Annotated in this window: 12 protein-coding genes; 7 read left to right on the top strand and 5 right to left on the bottom strand. The window is 72.3% G+C overall.

The window, feature by feature from the left end; genetic code table 11:
• Positions 1–47 precede the first annotated feature (47 nt).
• Positions 48–203, bottom strand: coding sequence for a hypothetical protein (locus tag ACZ58N_RS30830; RefSeq protein WP_389702154.1), 156 nt, complete (start codon positions 201–203; stop codon positions 48–50).
• A 901-nt stretch (positions 204–1,104) separates the two neighbouring features.
• Here ACZ58N_RS30830 and ACZ58N_RS30825 point away from each other — a divergent pair.
• Positions 1,105–1,935, top strand: a complete 831-nt coding sequence (locus ACZ58N_RS30825) for an SAM-dependent methyltransferase (protein WP_471166471.1) — start codon at positions 1,105–1,107, stop codon at positions 1,933–1,935.
• Positions 1,936–2,066: 131 nt separating this feature from the next.
• Complete coding sequence (locus ACZ58N_RS30820; protein WP_471166603.1) at positions 2,067–4,226, top strand: putative bifunctional diguanylate cyclase/phosphodiesterase; 2,160 nt, start codon at positions 2,067–2,069, stop codon at positions 4,224–4,226.
• Between the two features lie 176 nt (positions 4,227–4,402).
• Here the strand turns inward: ACZ58N_RS30820 and ACZ58N_RS30815 are convergent, their stop codons facing one another.
• On the bottom strand, positions 4,403–5,479 hold the full coding sequence (locus ACZ58N_RS30815) for an FAD-dependent monooxygenase (RefSeq protein WP_471166468.1): 1,077 nt from the start codon (positions 5,477–5,479) through the stop codon (positions 4,403–4,405).
• A gap of 106 nt (positions 5,480–5,585) precedes the next feature.
• Between ACZ58N_RS30815 and ACZ58N_RS30810 the strand changes: the two genes are divergently transcribed.
• Positions 5,586–6,230 carry a TetR/AcrR family transcriptional regulator gene (locus ACZ58N_RS30810; RefSeq protein ID WP_471166466.1) on the top strand — a complete coding sequence of 215 codons (645 nt, stop codon included), beginning with the start codon at positions 5,586–5,588 and terminating at the stop codon, positions 6,228–6,230.
• Positions 6,231–6,271: 41 nt separating this feature from the next.
• Here ACZ58N_RS30810 and ACZ58N_RS30805 read toward each other — a convergent pair whose 3' ends face one another.
• Positions 6,272–7,150, bottom strand: coding sequence for a LysR family transcriptional regulator (locus tag ACZ58N_RS30805; protein WP_471166464.1), 879 nt, complete (start codon positions 7,148–7,150; stop codon positions 6,272–6,274).
• Positions 7,151–7,246: 96 nt separating this feature from the next.
• Here ACZ58N_RS30805 and ACZ58N_RS30800 point away from each other — a divergent pair, with 96 nt between their 5' ends.
• The 4 genes from ACZ58N_RS30800 (at position 7,247) to ACZ58N_RS30785 (ending at position 11,542) form a co-directional block, all read left to right on the top strand.
• Positions 7,247–7,951 carry a succinate dehydrogenase cytochrome b subunit gene (locus ACZ58N_RS30800; RefSeq protein ID WP_471166461.1) on the top strand — a complete coding sequence of 235 codons (705 nt, stop codon included), beginning with the start codon at positions 7,247–7,249 and terminating at the stop codon, positions 7,949–7,951.
• A gap of 2 nt (positions 7,952–7,953) precedes the next feature.
• The gene (locus ACZ58N_RS30795) at positions 7,954–9,966 is read left to right on the top strand and encodes a fumarate reductase/succinate dehydrogenase flavoprotein subunit (RefSeq protein WP_471166458.1); all 2,013 of its coding nucleotides are present in this window, start codon (positions 7,954–7,956) and stop codon (positions 9,964–9,966) included.
• Positions 9,963–10,703: a succinate dehydrogenase/fumarate reductase iron-sulfur subunit gene (locus tag ACZ58N_RS30790; protein ID WP_471166456.1), complete on the top strand. Its 741-nt coding sequence runs from the start codon at positions 9,963–9,965 to the stop codon at positions 10,701–10,703. Before ACZ58N_RS30795 ends, ACZ58N_RS30790 begins: the two co-directional genes overlap by 4 nt.
• A 188-nt stretch (positions 10,704–10,891) precedes the next feature.
• Positions 10,892–11,542: a hypothetical protein gene (locus ACZ58N_RS30785; RefSeq protein WP_471166453.1), complete on the top strand. Its 651-nt coding sequence runs from the start codon at positions 10,892–10,894 to the stop codon at positions 11,540–11,542.
• A 10-nt stretch (positions 11,543–11,552) separates the two neighbouring features.
• On the opposite strand, the gene ACZ58N_RS30780 is transcribed toward ACZ58N_RS30785, so the two are convergent.
• Together ACZ58N_RS30780 and ACZ58N_RS30775 are read right to left on the bottom strand one after the other, a co-directional pair.
• Complete coding sequence (locus tag ACZ58N_RS30780) at positions 11,553–13,958, bottom strand: excinuclease ABC subunit UvrA (protein ID WP_471166451.1); 2,406 nt, start codon at positions 13,956–13,958, stop codon at positions 11,553–11,555.
• A 10-nt stretch (positions 13,959–13,968) separates the two neighbouring features.
• The gene (locus ACZ58N_RS30775) at positions 13,969–14,958 is read right to left on the bottom strand and encodes an LLM class flavin-dependent oxidoreductase (protein WP_471166448.1); all 990 of its coding nucleotides are present in this window, start codon (positions 14,956–14,958) and stop codon (positions 13,969–13,971) included.
• Positions 14,959–15,063: the final 105 nt, after the last annotated feature.

The following is a 15,063-nucleotide window of genomic DNA, read 5'->3' as shown; positions in this document are numbered from 1 at the left end:
GTTCCGTGCGGTCAGTGGATTTCGAGCGGTCGGCCGGTCCCGAGCGGTCAGCGCGGGCGCAGTGCGACGATCGCGAGCACGGCCGGAGCCGCGGTCATGAGCGTGAAGGTGACCGGCGAAATGTGCCGTTCGGCCGGTTTGCGGGCCGGTGCGTGGTAGCTGGGCCGCGCCACCGGCTTGGGCGCGGGTGACGGGGTCACCACCGGGGGCGGCGTCGGCTCCGGCGCGGGCGGCGGCGGAGCGGGCGCCTTGTACACCCGGGGTGGTGGCGGGGCGGGGGCCGGCGGCTTCGGTACCGGTTCGGGGGCCGGCCTGGGCGGAGCCGGAGCCGGCGGGGGTGGTGGCGGGGTGGGCTTCGGCGGCGGGGGCGGCGTGGGTTTCGGCGGGGGCGGCGGGGGCGTCGGGGTCGGGGTGGGCGTGGGGGTCGGTGTCGGCGTGGGGGTCGGCTTCGGCGGTGTCGGGGTCGGCTTGGGAGGGCACGGCGGGGGAGGCGGCGGGCAGTGGTGTCCACCGTGCCCCCCGTGATGTCCTCCGTGGTGCCCTCCGCCGTGATGGCCGCCGTGCCCCTTGCCGGGCCCCTTGCCGTGATGTCCGCCACCTCGACCGGCCGCGCTCCCGCCGCTGCCGGTGGCCGCGAACACCTTGGGGGACGCTCCGCCGTCGCCGGCGTCGATCGTCGCGTATGCGCTGCTATCGGCCACGGCCGGCGTGACGGCCAACGCCGCCCACAGCAGGACCGGGACCGCCAGCATGCGCCTGGCACAGGCTCTGTTCACCCGGGGAGCATGGGCCCGCGCGCGCCCGCGCACGTGGGGGACGGGCTTGGTTCGCCTGAACGGGCGGAGTTGGGACCCGAGAGGTTTGAGCCAGCCGACGACCGTGTCTGACCGAGTGTCGTTCAATTCCCAAAAGGTATTTGTCGGATTCTGATCCGCCTCTCTCCGGACCCGTTCGAGCCTTTGGTGTGTGACCAAGAACGGACCGCCAATTTCCGCTTTTACTCGCTCCGTTGGGCAATGATCAGTACATTCGGCTCGGACAGGAGTCCGACCCCCGTCCCGCCCCCCGGACGGACCACGACACGACGACGGCTTGGAGACCCCGATGGAGCGCCCCGCCTGGGCCCCGGCAGGCATCGACATATCGGTGCCGAGCGTGTCCCGCATCTACGATTACTACCTGGGCGGCTCCCACAATTTCGAGGTCGACCGCCAGGCGGCCCGCCGCGCCATGGAATTCATGCCGGGACTCCCCAAGGTCATGCAGGCCAACCGGGCATTCATGCGCCGTGCCGTCCGGCACGCCGTCGCCGAGGGCGTCACCCAGTTCCTCGACATCGGCTCCGGCATCCCGACCTTCGGCAACGTCCACGAGATCGCCCACGCGGCGAGCACCGAAGCGAGCGTCGTCTACGTCGACCACGACCCGGTGGCCGTCGCGCACAGCCGGGCCGTCCTCGACGGTGACGAGCGCACCGGCGTGGTCGCCGCCGACCTGCGCAAGCCGCAGGAGATCCTCGCCGCCCCCGAGGTCGGCCGGCTGCTGGACCTGAACCGCCCCGTCGCGCTGCTGCTCGTCGCGGTCCTGCACTTCATCGAGGAAGCGGACGAGCCGTACGCCGCCGTCGCCGAACTGCGCGACGCGCTGGCCCCGGGCAGCCTGCTCGTCCTCACGCACGCCTCGTACGAGGGGATCCCGCTCACCCAGGAGGTCGCGGGCGGCGTCGTCAACGTCTATCGGGACATCCGCAACCCCCTCGTCATGCGCACCAGGGAGCAGGTCGGCGGCTTCTTCGACGGCTTCGACCTGCTCGAACCCGGTCTCGTGTCGATGCCGGACTGGCGCCCGGACCGCACCGAGGCGCTCGCCGAGGGCGACGAGTCGGAGGACCCGTACGCCTTCTCGGGCTTCGGCGGCGTGGGACGCAAGGCGTGAGACTCCCCGCTCCCACACCGCCGCCCGCCTCCCCGGGCCGGGCCTTCCCGGAGGCCGTCGCCTTCGGCACCGCCCCGGACCCGGCCGGCAGCTCCGCGAAGCCCACCGGCCCCGTCCCGGGGCGGGAGCAGCTGCGTGAGCTGCGCAGCGGGCTGGAGGACCGGATCGCGCGCTTCGCGACCATCTGGGGGCGGGCGATCTTCCCCGTCACGGCCACTTCCCTGACCCGGCCGGAGTTCGAACAGCATCTCGTCCCGCTCACCCGCACCCTCACCGAGGCCCTGCACGCCCGGCCCTTCGACGCCGCCATCGCCCAGCGGGTGGGCGCCGCACTGGTCGCCGTGCACTGCACGGACCCCGAGGCCCTGGCCGGCACCCTCGGGGTGGTCGAGTCCTACCTCGTGCTCTACTGCGGACCCGACGGCTCCGGAACGGAGGGCACCGAGGAGTACCGCTCCCGTTGTGCCCGTCTCCAGCACGGCATCGCGGCCGGCTTCGCCCGCGCGCTGCGCGAACGGACCCTGAAGGAGCAGGAGGCCATCGCCCGCTCCGCGCTCACGGCCCGCAGCGACGCCCAGCAGGCCCTCCACGCCAGCGAGGAACGCTTCCGGGCCGTCTTCGAGGGGGCCGCCATCGGTATCGGCATCGCCGACCTGGACGGCAACGTCCTTGAGGTCAACGACACCCTGCTGCAGATGTTCGGCGGCCTGGAGGGGCACGTACGGGGGCGCAACGTCAGCGAATGGGGCCACCCCGACGACACCCCGCACGTGTGGCGCATGTACGGGGAGCTGGTACGGGGGGAGCGGGAACACTACCGGGTGGAGAAGCCGTACTACCGGCACGACGGCACCGTCCTGTGGACCAACCTGACGGTGTCCCTGCTGCGGGACACCGACGGCACCCCGCAGTACCAGCTGGCCCTCATGGAGGACACCACCGAACGCCGACTGCTGAACCTGCGGCTGCGCTACGAGGCGACCCATGACGCGTTGACCGGGCTGCCCAACCGGACCCTGTTCTTCGAACGGTTGGAGAAGGCCCTGAGCGGGGGCGGAGGCAACCGCTTCGGCCTGTGCTACCTGGACCTCGACGGCTTCAAGGCCGTCAACGACAGCCTGGGCCACTCGGCCGGCGACCGGCTCCTGGTGGAGGTCGCCGATCGGTTGCAGAGCTGCGCGACCGGACCGGGCGAGGTGGTGGCCCGCCTGGGCGGCGACGAGTTCGTGGCCCTCACCACCGGCCCCGCCGCCGACAACGAGGAGAAGGTCACGGACCTGGCGGTCCGGATCCTGTCCGCCCTGTCGACGCCGATCCGGCTGGAGGGCCGGGAGCTGACCGTGCGGGGCAGCATCGGCATCGTAGAGGGCCGGGCCGGCCAACGGACCGCGGCGGAGGTGCTGCGCAGCGCCGACATCACCATGTACCGGGCCAAGGCGGCGGGCGGCAACCGCTTCGAGTTCGCCGACGCGGCGGCCGACGCGCGCGCCATCACCCGGCACGGCCTGACCAACGCGCTCCCCGCCGCGCTGGAACGCGGTGAGTTCTTCATCGAGTACCAGCCGCTGGTGCACATGCACGACAGCAGCGTCCGCGGTGCGGAGGCGCTGGTGCGTTGGTCGCACCCGCAGTACGGGGTCCTCGGCCCCGACCGCTTCATCCCGCTCGCGGAACGCACCGGCCTGATCGTGCCGCTCGGCCGCTGGGTGCTGGAGGAGTCCGTCCGGCAGGCCCGCAGCTGGCAGCTCCAGAACGGCGGCTCCGGTCTGCGCGTCAACGTCAACCTCTCCCCGACCCAGCTCCACCACCCCGGCCTGGTCGCCGACACGGTCCGGGTACTGGAGGCCTCGGGTCTGGCCCCGGGCGCCCTGTGCCTGGAGGTCACCGAGTCGGCGTTGATAGGGGCCGACGACGAGCTCCTCGAACCGCTGCGACGGCTCGCCGCCCTGGGCGTGGACATCGCCCTCGACGACTTCGGCACCGGCTACTCGAACCTCGCGAACCTGCGCCGCCTCCCCGTCAGCGTCCTGAAGCTGGACCGCTCCTTCACCCAGGGGATGCAGCAGCAGCCGGCCAACCCCGTCGACGTCAAGATCGTGGAGGGCATCGTCGCGCTCGCCCACAGCCTCGAACTCGCCGTGACGGTCGAGGGAGTCGAGACCGGGGTGCAGGCGGCCCAGCTCCGAGACCTCGGCTGCGACACGGCCCAGGGCTGGTACTACGCCCGCCCCGGCTCCCCGGACCGCATCCACACCCTGTCCCTCTCCGACGCGGTCCCCACCCCCGGCTGATCGGCCTCCGGGTGGGGCGGCGCGGCCCCACGGTCCGCTGACCGGTGAGCAGCCCCGGAGTCGATGAGCCCAGGAGCCCAGGAGCCCAGGAGCCCAGGAGCCGACGAGCCGAGTGCGGCCGTCGGGGTGGCCGGTGAGGCCGGTGAGGCGGTGTGGACGGCCGTCGCGGTGTTCGGTCAGCGCAGACCCGCCTCCGTTCCCCTGCCCGGCTCGCGCACCGCGGTGAGGACCCGCTCCAGTCGTTCCGTCGTGTCGGCCAGCAGCTCGGCGGCCGCGGGCAGCCGTTCCGCCTCGTACCGGTCGAGGAGTTCCTCCCGGACGGGCCCGGCAGGTGCGCTCAGGGCCGAGGTCAGGGCCCGGCCCAGGGCGGCCGCGTCCTGCATCCCGGTGTTCATGCCCAGGCCGCCGGCGATGGGATGGACGTGGCCCGCGTCCCCGGCGAGGAAGGCCCTTCCCTCCCGTAGCCGGGCGGCCATGCGGACGTTGACGGTCCAGGCCGACATCCAGGTGGGGTCGGTCAGTTCGATGCCCGGTATCCCGGCGTACCGGTCGAACAGCCGCTGGAAGCTTTCGAGGGACGGCGGTATCGGCTCCCCGTGGGCGTCCCGCTCCCGCGAGGCCTGGAGCTGGAAGGAGTCAGTGCCCGGTATCGGGCAGAGCAGCATGGCACCGCCGTCCGAGGTGAACCACTGGTGCCAGTGGTCGCGGCTGAGCCCCGGTGCGCTCACATCCCCGAGGACCATCAACGCCTCCTCCTCGGTGCTTCCCTCGAAGGGGATGCCGAGCAGTTCGCGCGTCGTGCTGCGGCCGCCGTCGCAGCCGGCGAGGTAGCGGCTGCGGATGGCAGGGCCGACCTCCGGTCGCGCCGTCACCTCGTCCGCGGCCTGGTGGATTTCGGTGATCCTGGTCCCGTACTCGACCTGTACGCCGAGCTCCGCGAGCCGCTCGCGCAACACCTGCTCGATCTGCCACTGGCCCATGAACAGGGCGTCGGTGACGGGGGTGTCGCTGATGTGGGCGCCGTCGAAGTACTTGCGGAACACCAGATCGGCGTTGCCGATGGCCGTCATCCTCGCGGCCACCCCCAGCTGTTCCAGGATGTCCAGGCTGTTCGTGTTCAGGGTCTTGCCCCGGGACTCGCGGTGCGGGCCGGGGCGCTGGTCCACGATGCGCACCGCAACGCCGTCGAGGGCGAGGCCGCAGGCCAGGGTGAGCCCCGTGGGCCCGGATCCCACGATCAGCACGTCGTTCATCGGTGGTCCTCTCGTTGTCGCCGGGTTCCAGGAAAGCGCGTCGAGAACGAAAAAGCAACCCGGTAAAGAACGTGACTTGGTCATTTTTCGGTGGTACCGTGTGGGCATGGAAAACGCGATCGGTCTTCGAGAGAGCAAGAAGCTGCGTACGCGCCGCCAGCTGGCGGCCACGGCGCTGGAACTCTTCCTGGAACGCGGCTTCGACGCCGTGTCGGTGGCCGATGTCGCCGCCGCGGCGGAGGTCTCCAAGCCCACCCTCTTCCGCTACTTCCCGACCAAGGAGGACCTCGTCCTCGACCGCTTCGCCGACCACCAGGACGAGGCGGCGCGGGTCGTGCGCGAACGGCCCGCCGGTCGGAGCCCGGTCGGGGCGATCCGCGACCACTTCGTGGCCGCCCTCGCCGAGCGGGACCCGATCACCGGGCTGTGCGACCACCCGAACGTGCTCGCCTTCCAGGGGCTCCTGTACTCCACCGCCGGTCTGAAGTCCCGGATCACCCAGTACACGGCGCGGGAGGTGGAGCTCCTCGCCGAGGCTCTGGAGGCGGAGTCCGTGGCGCCGCTCACCGCACGGCTGGCGGCCATGAACCTCGTGGCGGTGCGCCAGGAACTGGGCCGGGAGAACTGGAGCCGGATCGCCGCCGGTCGGAGCGCCGACGAGATGTACCCGGACGCGGTGGCCGACGCCGAGCGGGCCTTCGCCATGCTGGCCGACGGCCTCGACACCGCCTTGCCGATACGGCCGGCCTGACCCCGCGCCCGGGCAGCCGAAGGACGGCGGCGCGAGGTCGGTCAGCCCAGCAGGAGGCGTTTCAGCTCGCGGGCCGCGCGCGGGGGCGCGACGTCCGTACGGTGGGCCAGGGCGATCGTGCGGCGCAGGGGGGAGCCGGCGAGGCGGGTGGCGCGCAAGCCCGGACCGCCGTGTTCGACGACCATGGCCGGGACCACCGCGATCCCGAGCCCGGCACGGACGAAGCCGAGGATCGCGTCCATCTCGCCACCCTCCACGGTGAAGGTCGGCTCGAAGCCCGCCGCCCGGCAGGCGCCTACGGTGAGGTCCCGCAGGTCGTAGCCGTGGCGGAACATCACCATCGGCTCGTCGCGCAGGTCGGCGATCGTCAGCTCGCCCCCGCCCGCCGGCGGTGGGAGCTCCGCCGAGGAGACGACCAGCAGGTCCTCGGTCAGGAGCTCGACGGTGGTGAGGGCGGGTGCCGACGGCGGCAGGGGCAGGGTGATCAGGGCCAGGTCCAGCAGCCCGCGCGCGAGTTCCCGTACGAGGTCCAGGGAGCCGCTCTCCTCGATCAGCAGCTCGATGCCGGGGTGTGCGGTGTGGAAGGCGCGCAGCACGGCCGGCAGCATGCCCGTGCACACGCTCGGGGTCGCCCCCAGCCGGACCCGCCCGCGTCGCAGCTGGGCCAGCTCCTGCACCTCCAGTCGTGCCGTGTCCGCGTCGGCGAGGATCCGGCGCGCCAGCGGGAGCAGTGCCTCGCCCGCGTCGGTGAGGGCGATGTTGCCCCGTACCCGGCTGAAGAGCTCGGCCCCGAGCTCCCGCTCCAGAGCCTTGATCTGCTGCGAGAGGGAGGGCTGCGCCACGTGCTCCCGTTCGGCGGCCCGGGTGAAGTGCCGCGTCTCGGCGACCGCCACGAAGTACACGAGCTGCTGGAACTGCATCCCGCCATCCTAAAGCCCTTCGATAGGCATGGCCTATCGCGATCAGCTCCACCATGTCTTGGACCTTTCAGGACTTAAGTCCTTACCGTCGACGTCATGGCTCTGGCAACGCGGACGGATCGACGGCCGTCCATCACGCGCACGCTCTGGGACTCCACCGTCGGCAAGAAGTCCGTGATGGCGGCATCGGGCCTGATCATGCTCGGCTACCTCGTCGTGCACATGCTCGGCAACCTCAAGATCTTCTTCGGGGCGGACGAGTTCAACGGGTACGCCCACTGGCTGCGCACCCTCGGGTCCCCCTTCCTGCACCACGAGTGGGCCCTGTGGATCGTCCGCGTCGTGCTCGTCGCCGCCGTCGTCGCCCACGCGGTCTGCGCCTACCAGCTCAGCCGACGCGACATCAAGGCGCGCCCGGTGAAGTACGCCCACAAGCGGCGCAGGGCGAGCTACGCCACCCGCACCATGCGCTGGGGCGGCGTGATCCTGGCCCTCTTCATCGTCTGGCACCTCCTCGACCTGACCACGCTCACGGTCAACGAGCGGGCCTGGGCCGGCCACCCGTACGAGAACGTGCTCGCCACCTTCTCCACCTGGTACGGCAACACGATCTACCTCGTCGCGATGGCCGCGCTGGGACTGCACGTCCGCCACGGCTTCTGGAGCGCCGCCCAAACCCTCGGCGCCGGCAACGCCCGGCGCGACCGGGCCCTGAAGTTCCTGGCCAACGGCCTGGCAGTCGTCCTCTTCGCGGGCTTCGTGTCCGTCCCCGTCGCCGTCATGACCGGAGTGGTGAGCTGACCATGAGCGCACACGAGACCCCCACGCAGACCGCCCCCCACGAGTCCGACGCCCCCCACGACCCGCACGGGTCGTACGCGGACTACACCACCGGTGAGCCGATCGCCGACACCAAGGCCCCCGAGGGCCCCATCGCCGAGCGCTGGGACCGCCGCCGCTTCGAGGCCAAGCTGGTCAACCCGGCGAACCGGCGCAAGCACCGGATCATCGTCGTCGGCACCGGCCTGGCCGGCGGAGCGGCCGGCGCGACCCTCGCCGAGCAGGGTTACCACGTCGTCCAGTTCTGTTTCTCCGACTCCCCGCGCCGCGCCCACTCCATTGCCGCGCAGGGCGGGATCAACGCCGCGAAGAACTACCGCAACGACGGCGACTCCGTACACCGCCTCTTCTACGACACGGTCAAGGGCGGCGACTTCCGGGCCCGCGAGTCCAACGTGCACCGCCTCGCGCAGATCTCCGTCGAGATCATCGACCAGTGCGTGGCGCAGGGCGTTCCCTTCGCCCGCGAATACGGTGGCCTCCTCGACACCCGTTCCTTCGGCGGCGTCCAGGTCTCCCGCACCTTCTACGCCCGCGGTCAGACGGGCCAGCAGCTCCTGCTGGGCGCCTACCAGGCCTTGTCCCGGCAGATCGCCGCGGGCAACGTGGAGATGCACGCCCGCACCGAGATGCTGGACCTGATCACCGTGGACGGCGTCGCCCGCGGCATCGTGGCCCGCGACCTGATCACCGGGAAGATCTCCACGCACTACGCGGACGCGGTGGTCCTGGCGAGCGGCGGCTACGGCAACGTCTTCTACCTCTCCACCAACGCCATGAACTCCAACGCGACCGCCATCTGGCGGGCGCACCGGCGCGGCGCCCACTTCGCCAACCCCTGCTTCACCCAGATCCACCCCACCTGCATCCCGCGCACCGGCGACCACCAGTCGAAACTCACCCTGATGAGCGAGTCACTGCGCAACGACGGCCGGATCTGGGTCCCCAAGGCCCACGGCGACACGCGTCCGGCCGCCGAGATCCCCGAGGCGGAGCGCGACTACTACCTGGAGCGGATCTACCCCTCCTTCGGCAACCTCGTCCCCCGTGACATCGCCTCGCGCGCCGCGAAGAACGTCTGCGACGAGGGGCGCGGCGTCGGACCGGGCGGCCAGGGCGTGTACCTGGACTTCGCCGACGCCATCCGCCGCATGGGCAAGGACAAGGTGGCGGAGAAGTACGGCAACCTGTTCGAGATGTACGAGCGGATCACGGCGGAGAACCCGTACGAGGTCCCCATGCGGATCTACCCGGCCGTCCACTACACGATGGGTGGCCTGTGGGTCGACTACGACCTCCAGACCACCGTTCCGGGCCTGTTCGCGATCGGCGAGGCCAACTTCTCCGACCACGGTGCCAACCGCCTGGGCGCCTCCGCCCTCATGCAGGGCCTCGGTGACGGCTACTTCGTGCTGCCGTCCACCATCAACGACTACCTGGCCCGTCACCCCCACCACGACGAGGTCGACGACGGTCACCCGGAGGCCGCCGCCGCGGTCCGCGAGACCCGTGACTGCCTCGCCGAGCTCCTCGCCGTCGACGGGGACCGCACTCCCGACTCCTTCCACCGCGAGATCGGTGAACTCATGTGGGAGTACTGCGGGATGGCGCGCACCGAGGAGGGTCTGCGCAAGGCCCTCGCCCGGATCCCCGAGATCCGGGAGGAGTTCTGGCGACGCATCAAGGTCCCCGGCAGCGGCGAGGAGTTCAACCAGTCGCTGGAGAAGGCCAACCGGGTCGTCGACTACCTGGAGCTCGCCGAGCTGATGTGCCTCGACGCCCTCCACCGCGCCGAATCCTGCGGCGGTCACTTCCGCGTCGAGTCGCAGACCCCGGACGGTGAAGCGGCCCGCCGCGACGAGGAGTTCGGCTACGCGGCCGCCTGGGAGTACCGGGGCACCGGAGCCGCACCCGTCCTGCACAAGGAAGACCTCGTCTTCGAGTACGTCCACCCCACACAGCGGAGCTACGCATGAAGCTCACCCTGCGCGTCTGGCGCCAGCGCGACGCCGACGCCCCCGGCGCCATGGCCTCCTACGAGGTCGACGGCATCTCGAAGGACATGTCCTTCCTGGAGATGCTCGACACCCTCAACGAGGAACTCATCCTGCGCGGCGAGGACCCGGTCGCCTTCGACCACGATTGCCGCGAGGGCATCTGCGGCGCGTGCAGCCTCGTCATCAACGGCGACGCCCACGGCCCGGAGCGCACCACCACCTGTCAGCTCCACATGAGGTCCTTCGCCGACGGCGACACCATCGACGTCGAGCCGTGGCGGGCCTCCGCCTTCCCCGTGGTCAAGGACCTCGTCGTCGACCGCAGCGCCTTCGACCGCATCATCCAGGCCGGCGGGTACATCACCGCGCCGACGGGCTCGGCCCCCGAGGCGCACGCCACCGCCGTGCCCAAGCCCGACGCCGACTTCGCCTTCGAGCACGCCGAGTGCATCGGCTGCGGAGCCTGCGTGGCGGCGTGCCCCAACGGGTCGGCGATGCTGTTCACCTCTGCCAAGGTCAACCACCTCAACGTGCTCCCGCAGGGCTCGCCCGAGCGCGAGACCCGGGTGCTGGACATGGTGGCCCGGATGGACGACGAGGGGTTCGGAGGCTGCACCCTGACCGGCGAATGCGCCACGGCCTGCCCGAAGGGCATCCCGCTGCCGTCGATCGCCGCGATGAACAAGGAGTGGCTCCGCGCGGTCCGCAAGACCTGACCACGCCCGCCGCCGGGGTCGGGCCGGGCCTCGCAGTGCCCCGGGTCACCCCTCCCGCGCCCCCGTACGAGCGTCCGGACCCCCGTTCTGGGCCGATCGGCCGAGTCGATCGCCCGACCGGGCGCTCGTACGGGCCGTACGCCGCGCCGCGCCGCGGCCGGGCCGGGCCGGTCGGCGACAGTGACCCCATGCCAGAAGCCCCCGCCGGGTCCGGCCCGCGCCGCCGTACCGTCCTGGCCGCCGCGCTCGCCCCCTTGGCGGTGGCCGGCTGCTCCGGGCGTCCGGAACCGGCCCCGCCGGCTCCCGGCCCGCAGACCTCCGCGAAGGACGCCCTCGTGATGGTGATCCGGCACGCGGAGAAGCCGTACGCCGGGGACACCGGTGAGGACGACGAGGGCAACGAGGACCCCGGCTTCCTCGCGGTCCGCGGCCGACGCCGCGCCGAGGAACTGCCCCGCCTCTTCGCACCCGCCCGCAGGGCCTCCCTGCCCCGTCCCGCCGCCCTGTTCGCGACGGGCGGTCCGGTGACCGCGCCCGCCCGCTGTCGGCAGACCCTGCAACCGTTGGCCGCCTCCCTGAAGACGCCCGTCCGTTCCCCGTTCGCGCTCGGGGCGGAAGCGGCACTGGCGCGGGCGGTGCTCGCCGCCCCGATGCCCGTGCTCATCTGCTGGGAACACACCGGGCTGCCCGCCCTGATCCGCGCCCTCGGTGCGCAGCACGTCATCGGTGTCCCCGCGACCTGGCCCGACCGCTACGACCTGGTCTGGACGTTCACCCGCAGTCGCGGCGCCTGGTCCTTCCGCGAGTACCCGCAGCACCTCCTGCCGGGCGACGTGTAGGGCGCCCGCCCTACCGGCCCAGGGCGCGGGCCAGGTAGGGGGCCGTCAGACCGGCGGGGCAGTCGGCCACCTCCGAGGGGGTGCCCGCGGCGACGATCCGTCCGCCCTCCGTACCGCCGCCGGGCCCCAGGTCGACGACCCAGTCGGCGCCCGCCACCACCTCCATGTCGTGCTCCACGACCACCACCGAGTGCCCGGCGTCCACGAGCCCGTGCAACTGTCCCGACAGCACCCGCACATCGGCCGGATGCAGTCCCGTCGTGGGCTCGTCCAACAGGTAGAGCGTGTGGTCGCGGCGCAGCCGTTGGAGTTCCGTGGCCAGTTTGATGCGCTGGGCCTCCCCGCCGGACAGTTCCGTCGCGGGCTGCCCCAGCCGCAGGTACCCCAGCCCGATGTCCTCCAGGGCGCGCAGGGCGCGGGCCGCGGCCGGCACCCGTGCGAAGAAGACGCCCGCCGACTCCACCGTCAGGCCCAGCACCTCGGCGATGTTCAGACCGTCGTGACGGACTTCCAGGGTCTCGGAGTTGTAGCGCGCGCCGGCGCACTCCGGGCACGGTGCGTACGTCCGGGGAAGGAACAGCAGCTCCACCGATACGAAGCCCTCGCCCTGGCAGTTCTCGCAGCGACCGCCCACCACGTTGAAGGAGAACCGGCCGGCCTTCCAGCCCCGCGCCCGCGCCCCGGGGGTCGCGGCGAACAGCTTGCGCACCACGTCGAACAGCCCGGTGTACGTGGCCAGGTTGGACCGCGGCGTGCGCCCGATCGGCTTCTGGTCGACCTCCACCAACCGTCGGACCGGGAAGTCCGGATCCGCCAGTCGCCCGGCCACCTCCTCGGCCAGTGCCCGGCCGACCAGCGTGGACTTTCCCGAACCGGACACCCCCGTCACCGCGGTGAGGACGCCGAGCGGGAACTCCGCTTCCACGCCGCGGAGGTTGTGCAGGTCGACACCCGTCAGCCGCACGGTCCCGGTCGCCTCGCGCACGGGTCGGGCCCCGGCGGCCTCCGGATACGCGAACAGGTGCCGTGCCGTCGCCGATCCGTCCACCCCGGCCAGTTCCCGCGGCGGGCCGCTGTACAGCACCTGCCCGCCGTGTTCACCGGCGAGCGGGCCGACGTCCACCAGCCAGTCCGCGTGCCGCACCACGTCCAGGCTGTGCTCCACGACGAAGACGGTGTTCCCGGCCGCCTTGAGGCGGTCCAGCACGGTGAGCAACGCCTCGGTGTCGGCCGGGTGCAGCCCCGCCGACGGCTCGTCCAGCACGTACACCACTCCGAACAGCCCCGACCGCAGTTGGGTGGCGAGCCGCAGCCGTTGCAGCTCGCCCGCCGACAGCGAGGGCGCCGTCCGGTCCAGGCTCAGGTAGCCGAGGCCGAGTTCGGTGACCGGCGCGATGCGGGAGCGCAGGTCCTCGGCCAGCACCCGGGCCGCCTCGTCGCGCAGGTCGGCGCCGGCCAGTACGCCGTCCAGCTCGGTCAGCGCCAGCGCGGCCAGCTCCGCGATCGTACGGCCCGCGAAGGTCACCGCCAGGGCCTCGGGCCGCAGCCGGCGCCCCGCGCACACCGGGCACGGCGCATCGGTGAGGAACTTCTCGGCACGGGCCCGCAGGGTGGCGCTCTTCGTGTCGGAGAAGGTCCGCATCACATAGCGGTGGGCGCTCATGTACGTGCCCTGGTAAGGCCGTTGGATTCGATCGGCGTCCCGTACCGGGTGCACCGTGACCACCGGCTGCTCCTCGGTGAACAGGATCCACTCGCGGTCCTTCGCCGGCAGCTCCCGCCAGGGCGCGTCCACGTCGTACCCGAGCGCGTCCAGGATGTCCCGCAGGTTCTTGCCCTGCCATGCCCCGGGCCACGCGGCGATGGCTCCCTGACGGATCGACAGACTGTCGTCGGGTACGAGGAGTTCCGCGCCGGTGCGGTGGATCCGGCCGAGCCCCTGGCAGGAAGGGCAGGCCCCGGTGGCGGTGTTGGGGGAGAAGGAGTCGGAGTCGAGGCGCTCCGCCCCCGGCGGGTAGGTACCGGCCCGCGAGTACAGCATCCGTAGGGAGTTCGACAGCAGCGTCACCGTCCCCACCGAGGAGCGCGAGCCCGGCGAGGAGCGCCGCTGCTCCAGCGAGACGGCGGGCGGCAGCCCGGTCACGGAGTCCACCTTCGGGGCGCCGATCTGGTGGATCAGCCGCCTCGCGTACGGGGCCACGGACTCGAAGTACCGGCGCTGTGCCTCCGCGTACAGGGTGCCGAAGGCCAGCGAGCTCTTCCCGGAGCCCGAGACGCCGGTGAAGACGGTCAGGGTGTCGCGCGGGATGTCCACGTCGACGCCGCGCAGGTTGTGCTCACGGGCGCCCCGCACCCGCACGCAGGGGTCGGGGGCGTCCGGCGTCGTACGGGTGTCGGGATCGGGGGAGTGGTGCATTCGCCCCAGTTTAGAGGCCCGCGATCCGGGCCAGCCTCCCGAAGGAGTCCAGCAGGGCGGCCCGGTCGTGGGTGGAGGTCGTGACGAGCAGCTCGTCGGCGCCGGTGGTCTCCGCCACCCGGGCCAGCTCGGCGGCGACCTGCTCCTCCGTCCCGGCGATGTGCCCGGTCAGGGCGCCCTCGTACAGCTCCCGCTCCTTCGGGGTCATCTCCAGCGCCTCCACCTCCTCGGCGGGCCGCAGCGGAGGGAAGCTGCCACGGGTGCGCGAGTGGGCCACGGCCCACGCCTCCGGGAGCAGGATCCGTCGCGCGGCCTCCTCGGTGGCGGCGACCGCGACCGTCCCGGAGACCACGACGTACGGCTCGCCGCCCAGGGCGGACGGTCGGAACTCGGCGCGGTACCGCTCGACGGTCTCCACGAGCCGGTCACGGCCGCGGAGGTCGCCCGCCACCATCGGCAGCCCGGCCCGGGCCGCGATGTCGGCGCCCTCACCGGTGGCCAGGACGAAGGGCGGGATCCGCAGCCCCTCGGCCGGCAGGGCGTGCACCTCGGGGTGGGCCCGCTGGGTGCCGTCGACCCAGCCCAGCAGCTCCGCCAGCTGCTCCTCGAAACGGTCCGCGTCGGCGGTGTCATGGCCCAGGGCCCGACGGATCCCGTTGGTGAAGCCGACGGAGCGGCCGAGGCCCATGTCGATCCGGCCCGGGAAGAGGGCCTCCAACACCCCGAACTGCTCGGCGACCACCATCGGCCGGTGGTTGGGCAGCATGACCCCGCCGGTGCCGACCCGGATGCGCCGGGTGGAGGCGGCCACGGCGGCCGCCAGGACGGTCGGCGCGGAGCCGGCCACCCCGGGCACGCCGTGGTGCTCCGACACCCAGAACCGGTGGTAGCCGAGCCGCTCCGCGGTGCGGGCCAGGTCCACGGTGTCGCGCAGGGCCTCGGGGGCGGGGTGCCCCTCGCGGGTGCGGGACCGGTCGAGTATCGAGATTCTTCGGATCACACAGGTGCCAACACCGGGCGGCGGTCAGGATTCCCCGGACCGGGGACCACCCGGCCGCCACCCTCGACGAGGGCGTCCGTCGTGTCGGAGGGGCGGCCTAGGCTG

The sequence above is a fragment of the Streptomyces sp. NPDC040432 genome, from assembly GCF_055595445.1.
The sequence above is the reverse complement of the archived record's forward strand: the minus strand, read 5'-3'. Positions and strand labels throughout refer to the sequence as shown.